Source organism: Amycolatopsis bartoniae (assembly GCF_014191255.1).
In the GTDB taxonomy this organism is placed as follows: domain Bacteria; phylum Actinomycetota; class Actinomycetes; order Mycobacteriales; family Pseudonocardiaceae; genus Amycolatopsis_E; species Amycolatopsis_E bartoniae.
In genome coordinates this window covers 260,542-281,767 of sequence record NZ_JACHWH010000005.1, presented here as the reverse complement: position 1 = coordinate 281,767, position 21,226 = coordinate 260,542, and the positions used below count along the sequence as shown (strand labels likewise).

Annotated in this window: 24 protein-coding genes; 18 read left to right on the top strand and 6 right to left on the bottom strand. The window is 71.6% G+C overall.

Annotation, left to right across the window (positions count from 1 at the left end; genetic code table 11):
- The first annotated feature begins 51 nt into the window (after window positions 1-51).
- From FHX82_RS24865 to FHX82_RS24850, 4 genes are read left to right on the top strand one after another with little or no spacing between them, the layout of a single operon-like run.
- Window positions 52-861, top strand: coding sequence for an IclR family transcriptional regulator (locus tag FHX82_RS24865; RefSeq protein WP_145934607.1), 810 nt, complete (start codon window positions 52-54; stop codon window positions 859-861).
- 36 nt (window positions 862-897) lie between these two features.
- Entirely contained in the window at window positions 898-2,136 is a 1,239-nt protein-coding gene (locus FHX82_RS24860) for a CaiB/BaiF CoA transferase family protein (RefSeq protein WP_145934608.1), read from the top strand.
- 1 nt (window position 2,137) lies between these two features.
- Window positions 2,138-2,920, top strand: coding sequence for a citryl-CoA lyase (locus FHX82_RS24855; RefSeq protein ID WP_145934609.1), 783 nt, complete (start codon window positions 2,138-2,140; stop codon window positions 2,918-2,920).
- Window positions 2,920-3,357: a type II 3-dehydroquinate dehydratase gene (locus FHX82_RS24850; RefSeq protein ID WP_183176808.1), complete on the top strand. Its 438-nt coding sequence runs from the start codon at window positions 2,920-2,922 to the stop codon at window positions 3,355-3,357. Before FHX82_RS24855 ends, FHX82_RS24850 begins: the two co-directional genes overlap by 1 nt.
- Window positions 3,358-3,602: 245 nt before the next feature.
- Here the strand turns inward: FHX82_RS24850 and FHX82_RS24845 are convergent, their stop codons facing one another.
- Entirely contained in the window at window positions 3,603-4,274 is a 672-nt protein-coding gene (locus FHX82_RS24845; RefSeq protein WP_229880364.1) for an IclR family transcriptional regulator, read from the bottom strand.
- A 111-nt stretch (window positions 4,275-4,385) separates the two neighbouring features.
- Between FHX82_RS24845 and FHX82_RS24840 the strand changes: the two genes are divergently transcribed.
- The 12 genes from FHX82_RS24840 to FHX82_RS24785 all read left to right on the top strand — a co-directional run bounded on the left by FHX82_RS24840 (window position 4,386) and on the right by FHX82_RS24785 (window position 15,135).
- Window positions 4,386-4,808, top strand: a complete 423-nt coding sequence (locus tag FHX82_RS24840) for a nuclear transport factor 2 family protein (RefSeq protein ID WP_229880363.1) — start codon at window positions 4,386-4,388, stop codon at window positions 4,806-4,808.
- On the top strand, window positions 4,805-5,608 hold the full coding sequence (locus FHX82_RS24835; protein WP_221216496.1) for an SDR family NAD(P)-dependent oxidoreductase: 804 nt from the start codon (window positions 4,805-4,807) through the stop codon (window positions 5,606-5,608). The genes FHX82_RS24840 and FHX82_RS24835 overlap by 4 nt, the downstream gene beginning before the upstream one ends.
- Window positions 5,601-6,377, top strand: coding sequence for an SDR family NAD(P)-dependent oxidoreductase (locus tag FHX82_RS24830; RefSeq protein WP_145934611.1), 777 nt, complete (start codon window positions 5,601-5,603; stop codon window positions 6,375-6,377). Before FHX82_RS24835 ends, FHX82_RS24830 begins: the two co-directional genes overlap by 8 nt.
- Window positions 6,374-7,783 carry an FAD-dependent oxidoreductase gene (locus tag FHX82_RS24825; RefSeq protein WP_145934612.1) on the top strand — a complete coding sequence of 470 codons (1,410 nt, stop codon included), beginning with the start codon at window positions 6,374-6,376 and terminating at the stop codon, window positions 7,781-7,783. The genes FHX82_RS24830 and FHX82_RS24825 overlap by 4 nt, the downstream gene beginning before the upstream one ends.
- A gap of 217 nt (window positions 7,784-8,000) precedes the next feature.
- Window positions 8,001-9,326 carry an MFS transporter gene (locus FHX82_RS24820; protein WP_145934613.1) on the top strand — a complete coding sequence of 442 codons (1,326 nt, stop codon included), beginning with the start codon at window positions 8,001-8,003 and terminating at the stop codon, window positions 9,324-9,326.
- A 27-nt stretch (window positions 9,327-9,353) separates the two neighbouring features.
- Complete coding sequence (locus FHX82_RS24815) at window positions 9,354-9,872, top strand: MarR family winged helix-turn-helix transcriptional regulator (protein WP_145934614.1); 519 nt, start codon at window positions 9,354-9,356, stop codon at window positions 9,870-9,872.
- A 63-nt stretch (window positions 9,873-9,935) separates the two neighbouring features.
- The gene (locus tag FHX82_RS24810) at window positions 9,936-11,126 is read left to right on the top strand and encodes a homogentisate 1,2-dioxygenase (RefSeq protein WP_145934615.1); all 1,191 of its coding nucleotides are present in this window, start codon (window positions 9,936-9,938) and stop codon (window positions 11,124-11,126) included.
- On the top strand, window positions 11,123-11,935 hold the full coding sequence (locus FHX82_RS24805) for a hypothetical protein (protein WP_183176807.1): 813 nt from the start codon (window positions 11,123-11,125) through the stop codon (window positions 11,933-11,935). The genes FHX82_RS24810 and FHX82_RS24805 overlap by 4 nt, the downstream gene beginning before the upstream one ends.
- The gene (fahA, locus tag FHX82_RS24800; RefSeq protein WP_145934617.1) at window positions 11,932-13,101 is read left to right on the top strand and encodes a fumarylacetoacetase; all 1,170 of its coding nucleotides are present in this window, start codon (window positions 11,932-11,934) and stop codon (window positions 13,099-13,101) included. The genes FHX82_RS24805 and fahA overlap by 4 nt, the downstream gene beginning before the upstream one ends.
- 47 nt (window positions 13,102-13,148) lie before the next feature.
- Window positions 13,149-13,766 (top strand): peptide deformylase, encoded by a 618-nt coding sequence (def, locus tag FHX82_RS24795; RefSeq protein ID WP_229880361.1) that lies wholly within the window; start codon window positions 13,149-13,151, stop codon window positions 13,764-13,766.
- 64 nt (window positions 13,767-13,830) lie between these two features.
- The gene (locus tag FHX82_RS24790; RefSeq protein ID WP_229880359.1) at window positions 13,831-14,550 is read left to right on the top strand and encodes an SGNH/GDSL hydrolase family protein; all 720 of its coding nucleotides are present in this window, start codon (window positions 13,831-13,833) and stop codon (window positions 14,548-14,550) included.
- Window positions 14,551-15,135, top strand: coding sequence for a TetR/AcrR family transcriptional regulator (locus tag FHX82_RS24785; RefSeq protein WP_145934619.1), 585 nt, complete (start codon window positions 14,551-14,553; stop codon window positions 15,133-15,135).
- On the opposite strand, the gene FHX82_RS24780 is transcribed toward FHX82_RS24785, so the two are convergent.
- Together FHX82_RS24780 and FHX82_RS24775 are read right to left on the bottom strand one after the other, a co-directional pair.
- Window positions 15,117-16,238 carry an aldo/keto reductase gene (locus FHX82_RS24780; RefSeq protein ID WP_145934620.1) on the bottom strand — a complete coding sequence of 374 codons (1,122 nt, stop codon included), beginning with the start codon at window positions 16,236-16,238 and terminating at the stop codon, window positions 15,117-15,119. The genes FHX82_RS24785 and FHX82_RS24780 overlap by 19 nt on opposite strands.
- 104 nt (window positions 16,239-16,342) lie before the next feature.
- Window positions 16,343-17,797, bottom strand: coding sequence for an aldehyde dehydrogenase (locus FHX82_RS24775; protein WP_145934621.1), 1,455 nt, complete (start codon window positions 17,795-17,797; stop codon window positions 16,343-16,345).
- A 105-nt stretch (window positions 17,798-17,902) separates the two neighbouring features.
- On the opposite strand from FHX82_RS24775, the gene FHX82_RS24770 reads away from it, so the two are divergent.
- Window positions 17,903-18,442 carry a TetR/AcrR family transcriptional regulator gene (locus FHX82_RS24770; RefSeq protein WP_145934622.1) on the top strand — a complete coding sequence of 180 codons (540 nt, stop codon included), beginning with the start codon at window positions 17,903-17,905 and terminating at the stop codon, window positions 18,440-18,442.
- A 54-nt stretch (window positions 18,443-18,496) separates the two neighbouring features.
- Here FHX82_RS24770 and FHX82_RS37180 read toward each other — a convergent pair whose 3' ends face one another.
- From FHX82_RS37180 to FHX82_RS24760, 3 genes are all read right to left on the bottom strand, one after another.
- Complete coding sequence (locus FHX82_RS37180; protein ID WP_260172349.1) at window positions 18,497-18,622, bottom strand: BTAD domain-containing putative transcriptional regulator; 126 nt, start codon at window positions 18,620-18,622, stop codon at window positions 18,497-18,499.
- On the bottom strand, window positions 18,606-18,818 hold the full coding sequence (locus FHX82_RS24765; protein WP_229880357.1) for a hypothetical protein: 213 nt from the start codon (window positions 18,816-18,818) through the stop codon (window positions 18,606-18,608). Before FHX82_RS24765 ends, FHX82_RS37180 begins: the two co-directional genes overlap by 17 nt.
- A 77-nt stretch (window positions 18,819-18,895) precedes the next feature.
- Window positions 18,896-20,509 (bottom strand): ABC-F family ATP-binding cassette domain-containing protein, encoded by a 1,614-nt coding sequence (locus FHX82_RS24760; protein WP_145934623.1) that lies wholly within the window; start codon window positions 20,507-20,509, stop codon window positions 18,896-18,898.
- Window positions 20,510-20,775: 266 nt separating this feature from the next.
- Between FHX82_RS24760 and FHX82_RS24755 the strand changes: the two genes are divergently transcribed.
- Window positions 20,776-21,207 carry a nitroreductase family deazaflavin-dependent oxidoreductase gene (locus FHX82_RS24755; RefSeq protein ID WP_145934624.1) on the top strand — a complete coding sequence of 144 codons (432 nt, stop codon included), beginning with the start codon at window positions 20,776-20,778 and terminating at the stop codon, window positions 21,205-21,207.
- Window positions 21,208-21,226 lie beyond the last annotated feature (19 nt).

The following is a 21,226-nucleotide window of genomic DNA, read 5'->3' as shown; positions in this document are numbered from 1 at the left end:
CCGAGGATGGTGGAGGCGGAAAACCACCGTGGGGCAAGGAGTGTGTGGATCATGAAGCGGGCCGGTGCCGAGGACGCCGCGGGGCGTCGCGACGGCGCCTCGACGGAGAGCGGCGAGACCCAGGGGGTGCGCAGCGTCCAGCGCGCGCTCGACATCCTGGGGCTGCTGACGGAAACCCAGCCGACAGTGTCCATTTCGGACATCGTCAGAGCGACGGGACTGGCGAAGACCACCGCCATCCGGCTCGCGCAGACGCTGGAGCAGAACGGCCTGCTGTGGGCGACGAACAAGGGCTACATGGCGGGCCCCGGGCTCTGGCGCTGGGCGCACCTCGCGCGGCAGACCTGGGAGCTGCCTGCCGAAACCAAGCAGCTGATGCGTGACCTCGGCGACCGCCAGCGCGAGACCGTGAACCTCTACGTGCTGCGGGATGTGTACCGCGTTTGCGTGGCACAGCAGGAAAGCCCGCAGCCGCTGCGGCACGTCGTGCGCGTCGGCGACGAGCTTCCCCTGTGGGGCGGCGCCTCGTCGAAGGTCTTGCTCCGCGACGCTTCGCCTGCTTTGCTGGCAAGGATCGCGCGCAGTTCCCCCTACGGCGCCGGGCACGCCGACGCCCTGCGGGCCGGCGCCGAGGAAGCCGCCGCACAGGGTTTCGCGGTGAGCCACGGGGAACGCGAGCAGGGACTGTCCGCGGTGGCGGTCCCGCTGCTCGGCCGAGGGGGCACCGTCGTCGCGGCGCTGTCGCTGAGCGGGCCGTCGGTCCGCTTCCCCGAGGACAAGATCGGCGAGTTCGTCGCCGACCTCACCGAGACCGCCCGGCGGATGACCGAACGGGGCTTCGACCACCCGTTCGCCGGCTGAGGGCGCGCGGCTTCCGGCTTCGCACGAGGAGAGGGAATGCAGACCAGACCACTGCGCGGTATCCGGGTGCTCGACCTGACCAACGTCCTGGCCGGCCCCTACTGCAGCTACCAGCTGATGCTCTTCGGTGCCGAGGTGGTGAAGATCGAGCTGCCCGGTTCCGGTGACCTGGCGCGGAACCTCGGTCCCGACGCCACGCTCAACCGGGCCGGTGTGGGCACCTCCTTCCTCGCCCAGAACGCGGGCAAGAAGTCGGTCGAGCTCGACCTCAAGGACTCCCGCCAGCGTGCGTTGTTCGAGGACCTGGTGCGGGGCGCGGACGTCGTGCTGGAGAACTACCGGGCCGGGGTGCTCGACCGGCTGGGGCTGGGCTGGGAACGGCTGAAGGCGCTCAACCCGGCGCTGGTCTACTGCGCGATCTCCGGGTTCGGCCAGACCGGGCCGATGAGCAAGGCCCCGGCGTACGACCAGATCATCCAGGGCCTGTCCGGGATGATGAGCGTGACCGGCACGGCGGAAACCGCGCCGCTGCGGGTCGGGTTCCCGGTGTCGGACACGGTCGGCGGGCTGATGGCCGCACTGTCCATTTCGGCCGCTCTGGTCGGGCGGGACCGCACGGGCAAGGGGTGTTTCCTCGACCTGTCGATGCTCGAAGCGTCCATTTCGGCCATGGGCTGGGTGGTGTCCAACTACTCGATCAGCGGGATCCCGCCGCAGCCGATGGGCCGGGACAACGCGACCGCGGCGCCTTCGGGCACGTTCTTCGCCGCCGACGGGCCGGTCAACATCGCCGCGAACCGCCAGGAGCAGTTCGTCACCTTGTGCACCCTCGTCGGCAGGCCCGACCTGGTCACCGATCCGCGGTTCGCCGACCGGGAGGACCGCAAGGCGCACCGGGAAGAGCTGAACGCCGAGCTGAACGCCGCGCTGCGCGAGAAACCCGCGCTGGAGTGGGAGGAACGGCTGTCGGCGGCGGGCGTGCCCGCGGCGCGGATCCTGACCGTGCCGCAGGCGCTGGAGTCCGAACAGCTGGCGCACCGCGGGTTCTTCACCGAGCTGCCGTTTCCCGGGCAGCCGGGCCGGACGTTCCGCACCAGCGGGAACGGGGTCCTCGTCGACGGCGAGCCGCTGCGCCCCACGGGCACGCCACCGCTGCTCGGGGAGCACAACTCCGCTGCCGCGGAGCTCGCCCGGCGCTGGCTGGAGACCGAGATCCCCCGGCCGAGCCACCCCCTTCCCGGCGAGCTGTCGCTCGCCCCGTCCGAAAAGGACTGACATGGACCCGGACGTGAGCGTCGCCGACGTGGCGGACTGGTGGGCGACCGGCATCATCCGGATGGCGCCGGGCGTGGTCGAGCTGCGGGGCACGCCGGTGCAGGAGCTGATCGGCTCGCGGAGCTTCGTCGAGACGATCTGGTTGCTGGTGCGGGGAGACGCGCCGTCGCCACGCGAGGCGGCGCTGCTGGAGGCGGCGATGGTGGCGTCGGTGGACCACGGCCCGCACGCGCCGTCGATCGCGATCGCCCGGATGACCGCGACCTGCGGGGTCGGGCTCAACAACGCGATCGCGTCGGGGGTCAACGCGCTCGGCGACTCCCACGGCGGGGCGGGGGAGCAGTGCGCCGGACTGCTGTCGGAGATCGTCGCGCGCGGGCTGGATTCGACCGCGGAGGTGGTGGCCGAGTACCGGCAGCGCAGCAAGTACCTGCCGGGGTTCGGGCACCGCTTCCACCCGCGCGACCCGCGCCGCGACCCGTTGCTGGGCCTGGTGGAGCAGGCCGTGGCCGACGGCGTGGTGGCGGGCGAGCACCTGCGGGCGGCGCAGGCGGTGGAGCGGCTGCTGAACGAGGGCCGCTCGAAGCCGGTGCCGATGAACATCGACGGTGCCACCGCGGTGATCTACGCGGAGCTCGGTTTTCCGCCGCCGCTGGCGCGCGGGCTGTTCGTGCTCAGCCGCAGCGTCGGGATCCTCGCGCACGCATGGGAGGAGATGACGCAGGGCCGTCGCAACAAGGGCCCGATCCCGCCGTCGATCCTCCCGACGCGGCTGGGCTCGTGATGCGGATCGCGATCCTGCACGGGCCGAACCTCAATCGGCTGGGGAAGCGGAACCCGGAGAAGTACGGCACGAAGTCGCTCGACGGGATCGGCGAAGACGTGGACGCCGCCGCGGAACGGCTCGGCGTGTCGGCGGTGCACTTCCAGTCCAACTCCGAGGGTGCGCTGGTGGACTGGGTGCACGAGCACCACGAGACGCTCGACGCCTTCGTCGTCAACCCCGCGGGGCTGACCCCGGTGGCCTATCCGCTGCTCGACGCCCTCCGCGACACCGGCCGTCCCTTCGCCGTCGTGCACATCTCGCAGTGGCACGCCCTCGACGGCAGGGAGCGGGCAGACATCTTCGCCGACTCGGCCGCGGTCTACCTCGCCGGAGCGGGCTGGCACGGCTACGCACTCGCCCTCGAAGCCCTGGTCTTCAAGGCGACGCGGCCGTGACGCACGAGGTCGACCTGCTCGTGGTCGGCTCGGGGCGGCCGGGCTGAGCGCGGCCGTCGTCGTGTCCTACCACAGGTTCACGCGGGCGATGTACGAGCACCGGGCGGTTCCGGCGTGGCTCGTGCTCGACTCGCGGACGCTGGCCCGCTACGGGCTCGGGCGCGGGCCTGACGTTCGGCTACCTCGCCGTCAGGCACGCCGCCGCCGGGTGAGCCACTACCCGGGTCCGGCCGCCCGTCGCGCGGTCACCGCAGCAGTGACCCCAGCCGCTGGGCGGCGTCCACCACCGCGCGGCCCAGCCGCTCCTCGTCGGGGGCCTCGAACAGCGACAGCCCGATGCTCACCTCGCGCCCCGGTACCATCGCCGAGATCCCGATGATCGACGGCGCGATCTCCCCGTAGGACACGGCGAACCCGCGTTTGCGGGCCAGCGCCACCTCCTCCCGTTCGCCGTCGGCGGGCGGGGCGGCCGCCAGCAGCGCCAGGCCCGCCGAACCGCGGTCGACCGGGTCCACCTGGCCGGGCCGGAAGCTCACGTGCATCCGCGACTGCCGCGGCTCCACGATCATCAGCATCCGCACCTCGTGCTCGTTCTCCCGCACCACCAGGTGCGCCGTCGCCTGCGTGAGGTCCGTCAGCTCCTCCAGCAGCGGCCTCGCGAGCGTCCGCAGGTCCTGCTCCACCGGCTCAGCCAGCCGCACCAGGCCCGTGCCCAGCGAGATGCGCTTGAACCGGTCGCGGCGGCACAGCCGGTGCGCTTCGAGTGTCCTCACCAGACGGTGCGCCACCGTCCGGTGCACGCCGACGCTCTCCGCGATCTCCGTCAGCGTCAGGCCCTGCGGGTGCGCGACGAGCAGTTCCAGGATCTGCAACCCGTTGTGCAGCGTCTTCGACATTCCGGAGTCGACTTCGGACACGGCGGTACCCCCTTGACGGCCGGCGGGAGGCCGACCTACTGTTTCCGTAGTTCGCACGCAGAGTGCGATAATAGCACGCGGAAGGCAGCGTGCACAGCCCCGGAGGTCATCGTGGACATCAGCGCCGACACGCTCGCTCACGTCCACCAGCTGTACGGCGCGCAGAGCCACTTCATCGACAACGGGGACGCCCGCGCCTGGGCGGACACCTTCACCGCGGACGGCGAGTTCTGCTCGCCCAGCTACCCGGCACCCGTGGTGGGCACGGAAAAGCTCGCCCGCTTCGCCGAGGACTTCGCGGCGCAGGACGGCACGGCGCGCCACGTGATCACCAACCTGTTCGTCCAGCAGGCCGGCACCGGGCTGACCGTCCGCGCCTACCTGCAGATCGTGCACACCCCGCCGGGCGGGCCGTCCCGCCTGGTCCGGCAGACCACGATCACCGACGAGCTGGTCCGCGACGACGGCCGGTGGCGCATCCGCCGCCGCACCGTCCGCCGCGACGACGCACAAGAAGAAACGGAGAACTCATGAGCGACACCCGCGCCCGGCACGAGCCGATGACGGCCGTGTACCCGGACCTCGAAGGCAAGGTCGCGGTCGTCACCGGCGCGGCCCGGGGCATGGGCGCGCGGTTCACCGCGGCACTGGCCGCCCGCGGTGTCCACGTCGTCGGCGCCGACATCAACGAAGAGCAGATGCTCACGACCGCCCGGGAAATCGCCGCCGAGCTCAAGGGCGAGAAGCCCGGCGAGGTCATCGGCACCCGCATCGACGTCACGAAGCCCGAGGACCACGAGGCCGTCGCGCAGCTGGCGCTGGAACGCTTCGGGCGCCTCGACTTCTGGGTCAACAACGCGGGGATCTTCCCGTTCGCGCTCGCCGGGGAGATCACGCCGGAGCAGATCGAGGCGACGCTGAAGGTCAACGTCGAAGGCGTGCTCTACGGCGCGCAGACCGCCGCGCGGCACATGGAACCGGGCAGCGCGATCGTCAACATGTCGTCGGTGTCGGCCGTCCGCGTCCGCCGTGGCCGGGGCGCCTACTGCACCTCGAAGGCCGCCGTCGCGCACCTCACCGAAAGTCTCGCCGTCGAGCTCGGCGACCAGGGCATCCGCGTCAACTCCATCGCCCCGGGCTACATCGACACCGAGATGACCCGCTGGGTCAAGGAGGACCCGGCCGCGCTGCGACACGCGCTCGACGTCGTGCCGCTGCACCGGCTCGGCTCGCCCGAGGAGGTCGTCGGCCCGCTGCTGTTCCTGCTCTCCGACAGCGCCCGGTACGTGACCGGCCACAGCATCGCGGTCGACGGTGGTTCGCGGCATGTCTGAGTACCCGGACCCGGTGCTGATCACCGGCGCGGCGGCGGGCATGGGCGCGAGTCACGCCCGCGCGCTGGCCGCGCACGGCACGCACGTGTGCCTCGCCGACATCGCCGACGCCACGCCCGTGGTGCGGGAGATCGAGGCCGCGGGCGGTTCGGCGTCGGCGCACGAGCTGGACGTGACCGACCCCGCGGCGTGGGCTCGCGTGGTCGGGGAGATCCGGGAAAGCCGCGGCCGGCTCGGCGGGCTGGTCAACAACGCCGGGATCTCGCGGCGGCTGGAGTTCCTGGACACCACGGACGAGATCTGGGAAAAGGTGTTGCGCATCAACCTGTTCGGCCCGTTCCACGGTATGAAGGCCGTGGCGGGGCTGATGCGCGACTCCGGCGGCGGCTCGATCATCAACATCTCCTCGATCTCCGGGCAGATCGGTTACTTCTCGCCGGCGTACTCGGCGAGCAAATGGGGCCTCACGGGACTGTCCAAATCGGCCGCGGGCAACTTCGCGAAGTGGGGAATCCGCGTCAACTCCGTGCATCCCGGGCTCGTGGAGACCACGCTGCTCGCCGGAGCGGACTCGTTCGTCAGCTCCGCGGTGGCGAGCATCCCGGCCGGGCGCATGGCCAAACCGGCGGAGATCACCGAGGTCGTGTTGTTCCTGCTGTCGCACCGATCCGGCTACATGACCGGCAGCGAGGTCACTGTGGACGGTGGGCTCGTCTCGAACGGGCTGTACCACCGCATTCTCGCCGAGACCGGAGGAGACCTGACGTGAACGAAGACTGGGACGTCGTGGTCGTCGGCGGCGGCGGGGCGGGGCTCGCCGCGGCCGTGGCCGCCGCCGAACGGGGCGCGTCGGTGCTGCTGTTCGAGTCCGAAAAGGAGCTCGGCGGCTCGACCCAGCTGTCCGCGGGCATGTTCACCGCGGCCGGCACCAGCGTGCAGGGGGCGCTGGGTGTCGAGGACTCCGCGGAGCGGTTCTTCCAGCACTACATGGACCTCAACCAGTGGCAGCTGGCGCCGGGGCTGATCGCGGAGTTCTGCGCCCAGTCGGGACCGGCGCTGGAATGGCTGATCGGCCTCGGCGTGGAGATCCCGGCGAAGGTGTCGGGCAACGCGCACACGCCGGGGCTGTGCCAGGCCGGGGTCGAGGACGTCTGGCGCGGGCACGTGCCGAAGGACCAAGGGTACGGGGTCGTGCAGGTACTGGTCAGGGCCGCGCGGGCGCGGGGCGTCGAGATCGTGCTCAACACCCGCGTCGAGCGGCTCCTGTCCGGCGACGGCCGGGTGACAGGTGTCGTCGCCGACGGGGTCGAGGTGCGGGCCGGTGCGGTGGTGGTCGCCAGTGGCGGGTTCGCCCGCGACCCGGAGCTGCTGGCCCGCCACTACCCGGCCGCGCTGCGGGCGGGGGAGGACCTGTTCGTGGTGGCCGCCGACGGCAGCCGCGGCGACCACCTGCGCTTCGGCGAGCAGGTCGGCGCCGGGGTCACCGGCGAGGGCTGGGGCCTGCTGCTGCCCACGGCGTACTTCCAGCGCCTGCACCACTGGCAGTCCGGTTTCCCGCCGAAGTCGCGCGTGTACGTGAACTCGCACGGCCGCCGGTTCATGGACGAGGACGCCTCCTACGCGGTGTCCAGCGGCATCATCGACGCCCAGGGCGGCACGGTGTGGGCGATCTTCGACGAACGCGCCCGCCGCACGCTGCCGTCCGGCTACGCGCACTGGGACGCCGAACACGTGCTCGCCGAGGCCGAAGCCGGGCGCACCCTGCGCGCGGGCAGCCTGGAGGAACTGGCCGGCAAGGCCGGAGTTCCCGCCCCGGCGCTGACCGCCACCGTGCGGCGGTGGAACGAGCAGTTGCCGCACGGGCACGACCCCGAGTTCCTGCGCCACCGCACGCTCGCGAACAAGGGTTCGGCCGGAAACCCCGACCCGATCGGCGAACCGCCGTTCTACGCCGCGCGCCTGCTGCCCGCCGAGCTGGTGTGCACGCACGCCGGCCTGGAGATCGACGCCCGCGCGGCCGTCCGCGACGAGCGCGGCGCGGTCATCCCGGGCCTGTTCGCCGCGGGCGAAGCGGGCGCGGGCGTCCTCGGCGGCCGCTACGTGGGAGGCGGCAACGCCGTCGCCAACGCCATCACCATGGGCCGTGTGGCGGGCCTGAACGCCGCGGGAAATTGACATGACCCGGCCTGCGTGGCGGTGCGGGTGGCGGAACCTCAGCCGCCCTCTCGCTCCGGGATCGCCTCCTCATGAATGCCAATTCACCACGTCGGCGCTGTCCTCGCGAGAGGACGGCTGAGAACCCGCGGCGGTGCGAGCTGACGGCGCAGGAGCAAGCGGCTGGCGCCGCTTCGGGAAAACCGCCTGGGAAACTTTCAGTTCTCAAAGGAGAGACATGAGCACCACACCCGCTGCCGACGTCGGCAGCCGCACGGTACGGAAGGTCAGCACGAGAGTCCTGCCGCTCGTCGCGCTGCTCTACGTGTTCAACTACATGGACCGGTCGAACATCAGCTACGCGCAGCTGGGCATGCAGCACGAGCTGGCGATCACCACGGCCGTGTTCGGCACCGCGTCGGCGATCTTCTTCCTCGCCTACGTGGTGTTCGAGGTGCCCAGCAACATGATCATGAAGCGGGTCGGCGCGCGGATCTGGCTCGCGCGCATCGCGATCAGCTGGGGGATCGTCACCGCGGTCACCGGGTTCGTGCAGAACATCCCGCAGCTCTACATCGCGCGGATCGTGCTCGGCGTCGCCGAAGCGGGGCTCTACCCGGGCCTGCTGCTGTACCTGACGCTGTGGTTCCGCCCGAAGGAACGCGGCCGCGCGATCGCCACGCTCGCGCTCGCGCAGCCGGTCGCGATGATCCTCGGCAGCCTCACCGGCGGCCTGATCCTCGACCACGTGCACTGGTTCGGGCTCTCGGGCTGGCGCTGGGTGTTCATCCTGCAGGGCGTGCCCGCGCTGGCCGTCGGCCTGGTCGTGCTGGCCTGGCTGCCGAACAAGCCGGCGCAGGCCCGCTTCCTCGCCGCCGACGAGCGCGCCTGGCTGGAGTCCGAGATCGACAAGGACTACCGGCCCGGGCAGCGGGAGACCTTCCTCGGGCAGCTGCGCGTGGCCAAGGACCGCAAGGTGCTCTACCTGGCCTTCTCGAACTTCTTCGCCGCCTGCGGGCTCTACGGGTTCACGTTCTTCCTGCCCCTGATCGTCAAGCAGATGGACCCCTCGTACTCCGCGACCAACATCGGCTTCCTCGGCGTGATCCCGTGGGTGGTCGGCGCGGTCGGGATGATCCTGGTGGCCCGCAACTCCGACCGCACGGGCGAGCGCCGCGGGCACGTCGTCGCGATGATGCTGCTGGCCGCGGTGGGGCTGTTTGGCACCATCCAGTTCCGGCACACCCCGGTGGCCGCCCTGATCTGCCTGTCGCTGGTCGCGATCGGCGTGCTCGGCTACCTCGCACCGTACTGGGCGCTGGCCGCGCGCGTGCTGTCCAAGGAGCACACCGCGGTCGGCCTGGCGACGATCAACTCGATCGCCGCGCTGGGCGGGTTCTTCGGGCCGTACGTGATCGGCAAGAACGCCACCGCCGACGACGTGTCGGTGGGGCTGTACTTCCCGATCGGCTGCCTGGTGCTCTGCGCGGTGCTGCTCGTGTTCCTCAAGGTCGACCGGGAACGGCGGCCGTCGGCGCTGCCGAAGGAACAAGAAGTAGTTTAGGCATGTACTAACTGCTAGGCTCGGGGCATGGACAACGGCGAGCTCGACTTCTGGTCCTTCGTCGAGCTCGCCAACTCCCGGCTGGGCGGCGAGTTCGGCTTCTCCCACCAGCTCGCCACCGAGGTGCTGCTGACCCTCAACCGGGCGTCCAGCGTCGTCACCTACGACCTGGAGGCCACCGTGCACCGGCCGCGGGGCCGGTCGTGGTCCGGCTTCCGGCTGCTGTTCGTCACGTGGCTGGCCGGGCCGCTGGAGGCGAAGAAGGCCGCGGAGCTGACCGGCATGAGCCGCGCGGCGGTGTCCAACCTCAGCAAGACACTGGTCGCCGACGGGATGCTGGAGCGCACGCCCGGCGAGCACGACGGCCGCTCGGTCCTGCTCTCGCTCAGTGAGCGCGGGCGGTCCGAGATGGTCGAGGTGTTCCGCGCGCAGAACGAGCGCGAGCGCGAGTGGACCAGCGTGCTCACCGAGACCGAGCAGCGGATCCTGGTGATGCTGCTGGACAAGCTGCTCAGCCACCGCGACCGGTTCCGCGGGCGCAGCTGACCCTTGCGCCGCCACCGGATAGTAAATACATTGACTACATTCGACCGGCAAGGAGGCAAGGTCATGGCGTACTACCGGCACGTCGGTTCGGTTCCTCCGAAGCGGCACACCCAGCACCGCACGCCCGAGGGCGGCCTGTACTACGAGGAGCTGATGGGGGAGGAGGGCTTCTCCAGCGATTCCTCGCTGCTCTACCACCGCGGCATCCCGTCGGCGATCGTCGACTCGACGGTCTGGGAGCTGCCGGACCTGACCACGCAGGCGAACCACCCGCTCAAGCCGCGCCACCTGAAGCTGCACGAGCTGTTCCCCGGCGAGGACTGGAAGTCGCACGACATCGTCACCGGGCGGCGGCTCGTGCTCGGCAACGGTGACGTGCGCATCTCCTACGTCGCCGCCGGCGAGTCCTCGCCGCTCTACCGCAATTCGATCGGCGACGAGTGCGTCTACATCGAGTCCGGCGAGGGCACTGTCGAGACCGTGTTCGGCGTGCTGCCGTTCCGCACCGGCGACTACGTGATCCTGCCGCGCGCCACCACGCACCGCTGGGTCCCGGATGGGCTCGTGCGTGCCTACGCCATCGAGGCGAACTCCCACATCACCCCGGCGCGGCGGTACCTGTCGAAGTTCGGGCAGCTGCTGGAGCACTCGCCGTACTGCGAGCGCGACCTGCACGGGCCCGCCGAGCCGCTGCTGGCCGAGGGCACCGACGTCGAGGTGCTGGTCAAACACCGTGCCAGCACAGGGATCGTGGGCACGCGGTTCGTGTACCCCACGCACCCGTTCGACGTGGTCGGCTGGGACGGCTGCCTGTACCCGTACACGTTCAACGTCAGCGACTTCGAGCCCATCACCGGCCGCGTGCACCAGCCGCCGCCCGTGCACCAGGTGTTCGAGGGCGACGGCTTCGTGATCTGCAACTTCGTGCCGCGCAAGGTGGACTACCACCCGCTGTCCATCCCCGTGCCGTACTACCACTCCAATGTGGACTCCGACGAGGTCATGTTCTACTGCGGCGGCGACTACGAGGCGCGCAAGGGTTCCGGCATCGGGCAGGGCTCGATCTCGCTGCACCCCGGCGGTCATTCGCACGGCCCGCAGCCCGGCGCGTACGAGCGCAGCATCGGCGTGGAGTTCTTCGACGAGCTGGCCGTCATGGTCGACACGTTCCGCCCCCTGGAGCTCGGCGAGGGCGGCCGCGCCGCCGAGGACCCGGGCTACTCGTGGACGTGGGCGGGCCGGGGGCCTCGATGAGCCGAGTGAGCCTGTTCGACGGGTTCCTCGACGACGCGGCGGTGTTCCCGCCGGGGCTGAAACCGCTGGCGCAGGCCGTGCCCGACCACGTGAAGCACCACTCGTCGGGGTACGGCGCGCTGGTGGGCCCGCTGGTGCTGGCCGCGCCCGCGCTGGCCGAGCTGGATGCCACGGTGCCGCTCGAACTGGCGGTGACCGCGCCCGGCGGCCCGGCCCAGCTGCCGGACGTCCTCGCCCGCGCCGCGGACCTGCCGGTGCGGCTGGCGGGTTTCGAGGTCGCGATGCCCGCGGACGCCGGTGTGGCGGAGTTCTTCGCCGCGCTGGAGGTCGCCGGGGACGTGCCGGTGTTCGTGGAGGTGCCGCGGGACTCCCGCCGCGCGGAGGTGATCGCCACCTGCGCGAAAACGGGGCACCAGGCCAAGTTCCGCACGGGCGGGGTGCGGGCGCAGCTGTATCCGGACGAGGCCGAGCTGGCCGCCGGGATCGCCGCGGTGGTGGCCGCCGGGGTGCCGTTCAAGGCGACCGCGGGGCTGCACCACGCCGTGCGCAACACCGATCCGGGCACGGGTTTCGAGCAGCACGGGTTCCTGAACCTGCTGGCGGCCGCGGCGGCGGCCCGCGAGGGAGCCGCGGCCGACCGGCTGGTTCCGCTGCTGGCCGAGCGCGACGGTGCCCGGCTCGCCGCGCTGGTGTCCGAAGTGGACACCGGTGCCCGTGAGTCGTTCCGCTCGTTCGGGACCTGCAGCATCGACGAACCGGTGGCCGAGCTGGTGGAGCTCGGGCTGCTGGCGGAAGGAGTGAGGGCTTGACCAGGATCGACATCCCCGAAGGTTCGCTGTTCGGGGTGGCCAACCTGCCCTACGGCGTGTTCTCGGCGCCGGGCACCGAGCCGCGCGTCGGCGTGCGCGTGGGCGACTCGGTGGTGGACCTGGCGGTGGCGCTGGGCGACGACGTGTTCGCCCGACCGTCGCTGAACGCGTTCATGGCGCAGGGGTACGACCGCTGGGTGGAGGTCCGCTCGCGGATCACGGAGCTGGTCACCGGCGAGGTGCCCGACGAGGCGGTGTTCGGCGTCGGCGACGTGCGGCTGCACCTGCCGGTGGAGGTCGCGGACTACGTGGACTTCTACGCGTCCGAGCACCACGCCTCGAACCTCGGGCGCCTGTTCCGGCCCGACGCCGCGCCGTTGATGCCCAACTGGAAGCACCTGCCGGTCGGCTACCACGGCCGCGCCGGCACGGTGGTGGTGTCGGGCACGGACATCGTGCGGCCGTGCGGTCAGCGCAAGGCGCCGGACGAGGACGCACCGACGTTCGGCGAGTGCCGGCGGCTGGACATCGAGGCGGAGCTGGGTTTCCTCGTGGGCACGCCCTCACCGCTCGGCACGCCGGTGTCCATTGCGGACTTCCCGCGGCGGGTGTTCGGCGCGGTGCTGGTGAACGACTGGTCGGCGCGCGACATCCAGGCGTGGGAGTACGTGCCGCTGGGTCCGTTCCTGGGCAAGAGCTTCGCCACGTCGGTCTCGCCGTGGGTGGTGCCGCTGCTCGCGCTGGAGGCCGCCCGCGTGCCGACCCCGGCGCAGGACCCGGAACCGCTGCCGTACCTTACCGAGCGCGAGCCGTGGGGCCTGGACGTCGACCTGTCGGTGACGTGGAACGGGCAGGAGGTCAGCCGCCCGCCGTACCGGGAGATGTACTGGTCCCCGGCGCAGATGCTGGCGCACCTGACGGTCAACGGCGCCTCCACCCGCACCGGCGACCTGTACGCGTCGGGCACGATCTCGGGCCCGGAGAAGGACCAGCGGGGCGCGTTCATCGAACTCACCTGGGGCGGCAGGGAACCGGTCACCGTCAACGGCGAGGCGCGCTCGTTCCTGCTGGACGGCGACGAGGTGGTCATCTCGGCGACCGCGCCGGGCACGCGGGGCCGCATCGGCTTCGGCGAGGTGCGGGGCCGCATCCTGCCCGCGCGCTAGCGGGCCGGGCGTACGCCCCGTTGACACGCTGCTGCTTGAATGTCGCGGTGCCCGAGGACGAAATGCGCATCCACTACGACGTCAGCACCGGCGGCGAGCTGCCCGCCCAGTACGCGAAGGGGGAGTCGCGCCCCATCACGGTGGTGGGGAACCCGGTGCTGCACACGCCGTGTGGTGACGTCACCGAGTTCGGCGCCGAGCTGGCCCAGCTGGTCGCGGACATGTTCGCCACCATGCGCACGGCGCGCGGCGTCGGCCTGGCCGCCAACCAGATCGGCGTTCCGCTGCGCGTCTTCGTCTACCTGTGCCCGGAGAGCTACGACCGGGACCAGGAGGACACGGTGTGGCACGCCGGTCACGTGGTCAACCCGGTCGTGACGGTGCTGGCGGACGAACCGGACGAACACGCCGAGGGCTGCCTGTCGGTGCCCGGGCCGGCGGCCGAAGTCCGGCGGGCGCGCCGGGTCGCGGTCCGCGGACGGGACCTCGAAGGCACCGAGATCACGCTGGAGGGCAGCGACCTGCTGGCCCGCTGCTTCCAGCACGAGACCGACCATCTCAACGGCCGCCTTTACCTCGACCACCTTTCCGAGGAACGGCGCGAGGAGCTGCTCGCCGAGATGCGGGAGAGCGAACCTCGTTATCCCGTTGTGGAAAACGCGTAACGGCGCCCGCGGCGGGCCCGATGACGTGATCGTGCGAAGGCCGGGAACGGGAAGACGTGCCGCCGTGGTCGCGATCCTCGCGGCGGTGGTCGCCGCACTGGCCGCCACCGCGCCGGGTTCCGCCACCGCCGCGCCCGCGTGGTGCGCCGACCACGCCTCGATCGCCGTACTGGGTGATTCGGGAAGCACCGGCTACGGACTGCCCGGCTATCCCGGCGGCGACGTCTACGCGCCCACCGCCGACGGCTGGGCCTCCCGGATCACCACGCTGGCCGCGACGACGTGGCGCACGACCACGACGGTGCTGGCGCACAACGGCGCCATGGTGAGCGACTTCCTGCCCGGCGGCCGCTGGCCCGAGACCACCGCCGCGGTCGGGCGCGTCGGGCAGCTCCAGCCCAGCCTCGTGCTCGTCGAGCTGGGCGCCAACGAGTACATCCAGGACCGTTCGCCCACGGCAGTGCTGGCGCCGGCGTACCACCGGCTCGTCGACAGCATCAAGGCCGCGTCTCCGCGCTCCACGATCGCCGTCGTGGCGCAGTGGCAGGCCGGTCACCGCAACTCCGCCCAGCCGCGGAACACCTCGTGGGCCGCGTACGCCGAGGTCATCGCGCAGACCGCGGCGGACGAGGGCAGCCGCTTCCTCGACCTGCGCCAGTACCTGCCGCCCGGCGACAGCGCGGCGGGCCAGGGCCTGTTCCTCGCCGACCACGTCCACCCCACCGCGGCCGGGCACCACGTCGTCGCCGATGCGGTGTGGACCCTGCTCCGGGACGATTGCTGAGTGCTCACCAAGAAGGGCGCCGCGACGCGGCAGCGGATCATCGAGGCGGCGTCGGCCGAGATCCGCGAGCGGGGCGTGGTCGCCACCACCCTCGACGACATCTGCCGGCGCAGCGGCACGGGCAAGAGCCAGCTGTTCCACTACTTCCCCGAGGGCAGGGAACAGCTGCTGCTGGCCGTCGCCGAGTGGGAGGCCGGCCAGGTGCTCGCCGACCAGCAGCCCTACCTCGGCGAGCTGACGTCGTGGCCGGCGTGGCACCAGTGGCGCGACGCGGTGGTGGAGCGGTACCGGCGCCAGGGCGTGCACTGCCCCCTCGGCGTGCTGATCACCGAGATCGGCAGGCACAGCCCCGCCGCCCAGGCCGTCACCGCGCGGCTGCTCGAACAGTGGCAGCGTGAGCTCCAAACGGGCCTCGAACGGATGCGGGCGGACGGCCACCTCGCCCGGGACGTCGACCCCGCCCGCACCGCGGGCGCGCTGATCGCCGCGATCCAGGGCGGGGTGACGCTGCTGATGTCCACCGGGTCGGCCGAGCACCTGGAGTCGGTGCTGGACCTCTGCCTCGACTACCTGCGCACGGCCTGAGCCTGCGCCGGCACCCAGTTGCGCACCACCGGGTGGTAGCCGGCGGGCTTGTCCCCGGTCCGCGTGCCGGGATTGACGAGCCACGACTGGTACTGCGGCGTGAACATCACGTAGGGCTTGCCCGGCGGGACGGCGCTGGCCGCGTCGAGCTCGGCGCGCAGGTCCGCGGGCAGCTCGAAGTCGAGCGCCGCCAGCGAGGAATCGAGCTGCCCGGCGCTGCTGGCCCCGACGATGGCGGCGGCGATGCCGGGCTGTGTCGCGACCCAGTTGAGCGCCACCTGGGCCATCGTCACGCCGAGCTTGTCCGCCACGGTTTCCAGCGTCTTGAGCAGCTCCCACTGCCGGTCCGTCCACTCGGACCCGGCGCCGCCCTCGCCGGTGAGCCGCCCTTCACCCGTCAGGCCCTGGCCGGAGTTGCGGTACTTGCCCGTGAGGAAGCCGCTGGCGAGCGGGCTCCACGCCGTGACGCCGAGGCCCAGCGCCTGCCCGGCGGGCACGTGCTCGGTCTCGATGGTCCGTTCGGCGAGGGAGTAGGGCAGCTGCAGGTTGACCATCGGGACGAGCGAGTGCGCCTCCGCGAGTGTCTGCGCGCGGGCGGCGTACCAGGCGGGCACGTCGGACAGGCCGGCGTAGCGGATCTTGCCCGCCCTCGTCAGGTCGTCGAAGGTGCGCAGGACCTCCTCGACCGGCGTGATGCGGTCCCACGTGTGCAGCAGGTACAGGTCGAGGTAGTCGGTGCCGAGGCGGCGCAGCGACGCTTCGGCCGCGCGGATCATGTGTTTGCGCCCGTTGCCGCCGGCGTTGGGGTCGCCGGGGTCGACGCTGTTGGTGAACTTGCTGGTGAGCACGAGGCGTTCGCGGTTCCCGGCCTCGGCGACGAGCCTGCCGAGGATGGTCTCACTCGCCCCGGCGGTGTAGAAGTCGGCGGTGTCGACGAAGTTGCCGCCGGCCTCCACATAGCGGCGGAAGATCGGCCGGGCCTCGTCCTCGGTCCTGCCGTAGGGGGCGTGGAACCCGTCCTTGCCGAAGTTCATGGTGCCCAGCGCGAGGCGGCTGACGCGCAGCCCGGACCGGCCGAGCAGGTAGTACTGGTCGAGTGACATGAGGCCAGGATGAAGAAAGAAAAATGGACCGGCAAGTACAGAAGCGGCGCTGTCCACAGTGGATGGAGCGGCTCCCGTGGGATCAATCCACACAGCGGTGGCGGTCATCGCTCCGTCTTGAGGGTGACGGTCTTGTACTCGACGTAGGTGCCGAGCCCGGTGGCGCCGTACTCGCGGCCGAGGCCGCTGGCCTTGAAACCGCCGAACGGGCCGTCGAAGCCGATGGGCGCGCCGTTCACGGTGACGGTGCCGGTGCGCAGGCGGCGCGCGACGTCCATCGCGTGCGCCTCGTCGGCCGACCACACGCCGCCGGACAGCCCGTACTCGGAGTCGTTGGCGATGCGGACGGCGTCGTCCTCGTCGTCGTAGGCGATCACGACCAGGACGGGCCCGAAGATCTCCTCCCGGGCGATGCGCATCGAGTTGTCCACGTCGGCGAACAGCGTGGGGGTGACGTAGAAACCGCCTTCCAGGCCCGCCGGCACCTCCGGGCCGCCGGTGACGAGCCGGGCACCTTCCTCGATGCCGGCGCGGATGTAGTCCAGCACCCGCTGCTGCTGGTCGCGCCGGACCATCGGACCGATGAAGGTGGCCTCGTCGGCCGGGTCGCCGACACCCAGGGACTCGACCAGTTCTTTCAGCGCCGCAACGACTTCCTCGTACCGGGTGCGCGGCGCGAGGATCCGCGTCTGCGCGATGCACGACTCGCCGTTGTTCAGCAGCGAGCCGAACTTCAGGCCCTGGATCGCCGCCCCGAGGTCGGCGTCGGGCAGGATCACGGCCGCGGACTTGCCGCCCAGTTCGAGGCTGACCCGCTTGAGCTGCGCCCCGGCCAGCGACGCGATTCGGCGGCCGGCCCGGGTGGAACCGGTGAACGCGACCTTGTCGACGTCCCGGTGCCGCACGAGGTGTTCGCTGGTCTCGCGGTCGGCGGGCAGCACGCTGAGCACGCCCTCGGGCAGGCCGGTCTGCTCGAGCAGCCGCGCGAGGAGGTTCATGCTGAGCGAGTTCTCGGGCGAGACCTTGAGCACGACGGTGTTGCCGGCGAGCAGCGCGGGGATGATCTTGGCGAGCGCCGCGGAGAACGGCGAGTTCCACGGGATGACGGCGGCCACGACGCCGATCGCCTCGCGGCGCACGACCGACCGGAACGGCGCGGCCGGGTCGGACGGGGTGAGCGTCTCCTCCCAGCCGAAGGTCTCGGCCGCCTTGAGGTAGGCGTTGGCCTGGCGGAAAAGCCCGGGCTGGCCCGCCTTGGTGAACCAGAGGGCGGAGCCGTTCTCGGCGGAGATGAGCGCCGCGATCTCGTCGGCGTGCCGCTCACGCAGGGTGGTGAGCCGGCGGATGACCGCGATCCGCTCCGCGGGCGGGGTCCGGGGCCACGGCCCCTCGTCGAACGCCTTGCGTGCGGCGGCGACGGCGCGGTCGACGTCGGCGGGCAGGGCCTGCGCGGCGCGGCCGAGGACCGACTGGTCGTGCGGGGACACGATGTCCAGCAAGGTGGTGTTGCTCGGTGTGGTCCACGAGCCGCCGATGAAGAGCTGGTCGTAGGTGATCACTGGAGTCCTCCTCGTTTCGCTTCTGCCTCACCAATGTAGCACTTAACTGTCACAGCGATGAGGCGGAAGCTGTCTTGAGCGTCACAGCTGGTGTAGGTTCGAGGGGTGAGAGCAGATGCCGTGCGGAACCTCGAGCTCGTGCTGACCACCGGAGCCCGGATGCTGGCCGAAGACCCGGCCACGAGCATCGCGGCGATCGCGGCCGAGGCGGGCGTGGACCGGCGGACGGTCTACCGGCGCTTCGCGGGCCGCGACGAGCTGCTGGCGGCGGTGTACCAGGCGCGGCTGGACGCGATCGAGGAGGCGGTGGCCGCGGCGCGGCTGCGCGAGGCGCCGGTGCCGGTGGCGCTGCACCGGTACGTCGAGGGGATCATCGGCGTGAACCGCAAGTGGCCGGTGGAGCTGAAACGCATGACGGCGGACCCGGCCGCGCGGGAACGGCGCGACCGGGTCGTCGAGGAGGTGGAGGTGTTCCTGCGGCGGGCCACCGCCGAGGGCTTCCTGCGCCCGGACCTGCCGCCCGGCTGGCCGGGCGCGGTGCTCGGCAGGCTCCTCCACCTGGGCGGCCAGGAACTCCCGGAGCTGACCGACGCCCAGGCGGCGGACGTCCTGGTGGACACGTTCCTGCGCGGGTTCGGGGCTTAGGCCCGGGTCGCTCCGGACGGCACGGCGACGAACTCGCCGTCCATTGTGGACGTCTCAGCGTCCGCCGCAGCCCGGCCCCGGCTCCAGGCCCAGGTCCTCGTCCAGCAGCCGCGCGACGCGGTCGTACACCGACAGCGCCTCGGGCAGGCGGCCGTCGCTGCCGTCAGTGGGGCCGGTCATGCCCCACCCTGACGAACCCGAGTCTGTCGAGGACGATCTTCGCGCGGCGGTCGGCGTCCCACGCCTCGTGGCGCTGCGCCTGGCCGAGGCGCTCGGCGTACTCGGCGAGCAGGGCGCCGAGCCGGTCCAGCTCGGTGAGGTCCGCCCGGGCGTCGTCCAGTACATCCTCCACTGTGGACGCCGGGTCGAACGGCATCTCCTGGTGCAGGGCCGGTCGGTCCCGGCGAGCAGCCGCGAGGCCGTGCGCGAGCAGAGCTGCTTCGGCCTATGGCGTCAGCGGCCGGTTTCCCGCAGGGCGCCCCCGTCGAGCCGGAGCCTGCGGCCGATCCCGATCCCCGCCAGGAAGCGCTCGTCGTGGCTGACGACCACGAACGCGCCCTCGAACGCGTTCAGCGCGCTCTCCAGCTGACCCGCGCTGACCAGGTCCAGGTTGTTCGTCGGCTCGTCCAGCAACAGCAGCTGCGGTGCGGGCTCGGCGAACAGGACGCACGCCAGCGTGGCGCGCAGCCGTTCCCCGCCGGACAGGACGCCGACCGGCAAGTGCGCCCGCGGACCGCGGAACAGGAAGCGCGCCAGCAGGTTCATCCGCGGCGCCGGCGGCATCGCGGGCGCGAAGGCCGCCAGGTTCTCGGCGACCGAGCGCTCGTCGTCGAGCAGGTCCAGGCGCTGCGACAGGTAGGCGATCCGGCCGTCGGCCCGCTTCACCGTGCCGTCGTCGGGTTCGAGGTCGCCGGTGACGATCCGCAGCAGCGTCGACTTGCCGGAGCCGTTCGGACCGGTGAGCGCGATGCGTTCCGGGCCACGGATGGCGAGGTCGATGCCGTTGCCGCCGAACAGGTTCCGCTTGCGCAGGCCCTCGCCGAGGAACAGCGTGCGGCCCGCGGGCACCGCCGTCTGGGGCAGCTCCAGGCTGAGCTTCTGGTCCTCGCGCAGCGACCGCTCGGCCTGGTCGAGCTTGGCCTTGGCGGCGCTGACCCGCGCCGCGTGCGTCCCGTCGGCCTTGCCCGCCGACTCCTGCGCGTTGCGCTTCATGGCGCCCGCGACGATCTTGGGCAGCCCGGCGTTCGCGAGGTTGCGCTGGGCGTTGCTCGCCCGGCGGGCCGCCCGCTCCCGCGCCTGCTGCATCTCCCGCTTCTCGCGCTTCACCTCCTGTTCGGCGTTGCGGATGTTCTTCTCCGCCACCTCGCGCTCGGCCTGGACCGCCTGCTCGTACTCGGTGAAGTTGCCGCCGTGGAAGCGGATCTCCCCGGCGTCCAGCTCCGCGATCCGGTCGGCGCGGTCGAGCAGCTCGCGGTCGTGGCTGACCACCAGCAGGCAGCCGTGCCAGTCGTCGAGCACCGAGTAGAGCCTCTGCCGCGCTTCGCGGTCGAGGTTGTTGGTGGGTTCGTCGAGCAGCAGCACGTCGGGCCGCTTGAGCAGCTGCGCCGCCAGCCCGAGGGAGACGATCTGGCCGCCGCTGAGGGTGCCCAGGCGCCGGTCGAGCGCCAGCTCGCCGAGCCCGAGCCGGTCGAGCTGGGCGCGCGTGCGCTCCTCGACGTCCCAGTCGGTGCCGATGGTGGTGAAGTGTTCCTCGGCCACGTCCCCGGACTCGACGGCGGCCAGTGCGCGCAGGACGGCGTCGATCCCGAGGACCTCGGCGACGGTCGGCTCGCCGGTCAGCGGCAGGTCCTGGGGGAGGTACCCGAGCAGGCCGTCGACGGTGACGCTGCCCTCGGTGGGCCGCAGCACGCCGGCGAGGAGCTTGAGCAGGGTGGACTTCCCGGCGCCGTTCGGGGCGACCAGGCCGGTGCGCCCGTCGGGAACGGTGCAGGACAGGCGGTCGAAGACGGGGGTGTCGTCGGGCCAGGAGAAGGACAGGCCGGAAACGACGATACGGATGTCGGACATGACGGAGACCTCGACAGGATGTGGCACGGGCAGACGGGCGCCCGGCGGGGGAAAAGGGGACGACGACATGGCCACCTCGGCAGTGCCTGCCGGGGGCCGTCAGGTCCGGGGCTCACCCGGAGATGTCGTCTTCACCCGCCACGTGGAGTCTCCTTCGAACGGCTCTTCCCCTCCCTTTATAGCAGTGGGGCAGTGCCGGGCCCGCTCAGGCTGCGGCCTCGCGCCCGTATTCCGCGAGCCCGGACGCGACGGGTTACGGTGGCAGCATGATCGAGAAAGCCGAGCTGAGCCCGACGGACTGGGTGCGCCAGCAGACCGAGAAGATCCTCTCCCAGGGCACCACCGAGGGGGTGCTGGTCACCGGCCGGCCGGTCGTGCTGCTCACCACCACCGGGGCCAAGTCCGGCAAGCGCCGGTACGTGCCGGTGATGCGCGTGGAGCACGAGGGCAGCTACGCGGTGGTCGCCTCCAAGGGCGGCGCACCCGAGCACCCCGCCTGGTACCACAACCTCAAGGCACATCCCGAGGTCACGCTGCAGGACGGCACCGAGACACGCACCTACGTGGCGCACGAGGTGTCCGGCCAGGAGCGCGACGAGTGGTGGGAGCGCTCCGTCGCCGCGTTCCCGAACTACGCCGAGTACCAGACGAAGACCGGCCGCCTCATCCCGGTCTTCGTGCTCGACCCGAAGGACTGAGCCCGAGCCCGGGCCGGGA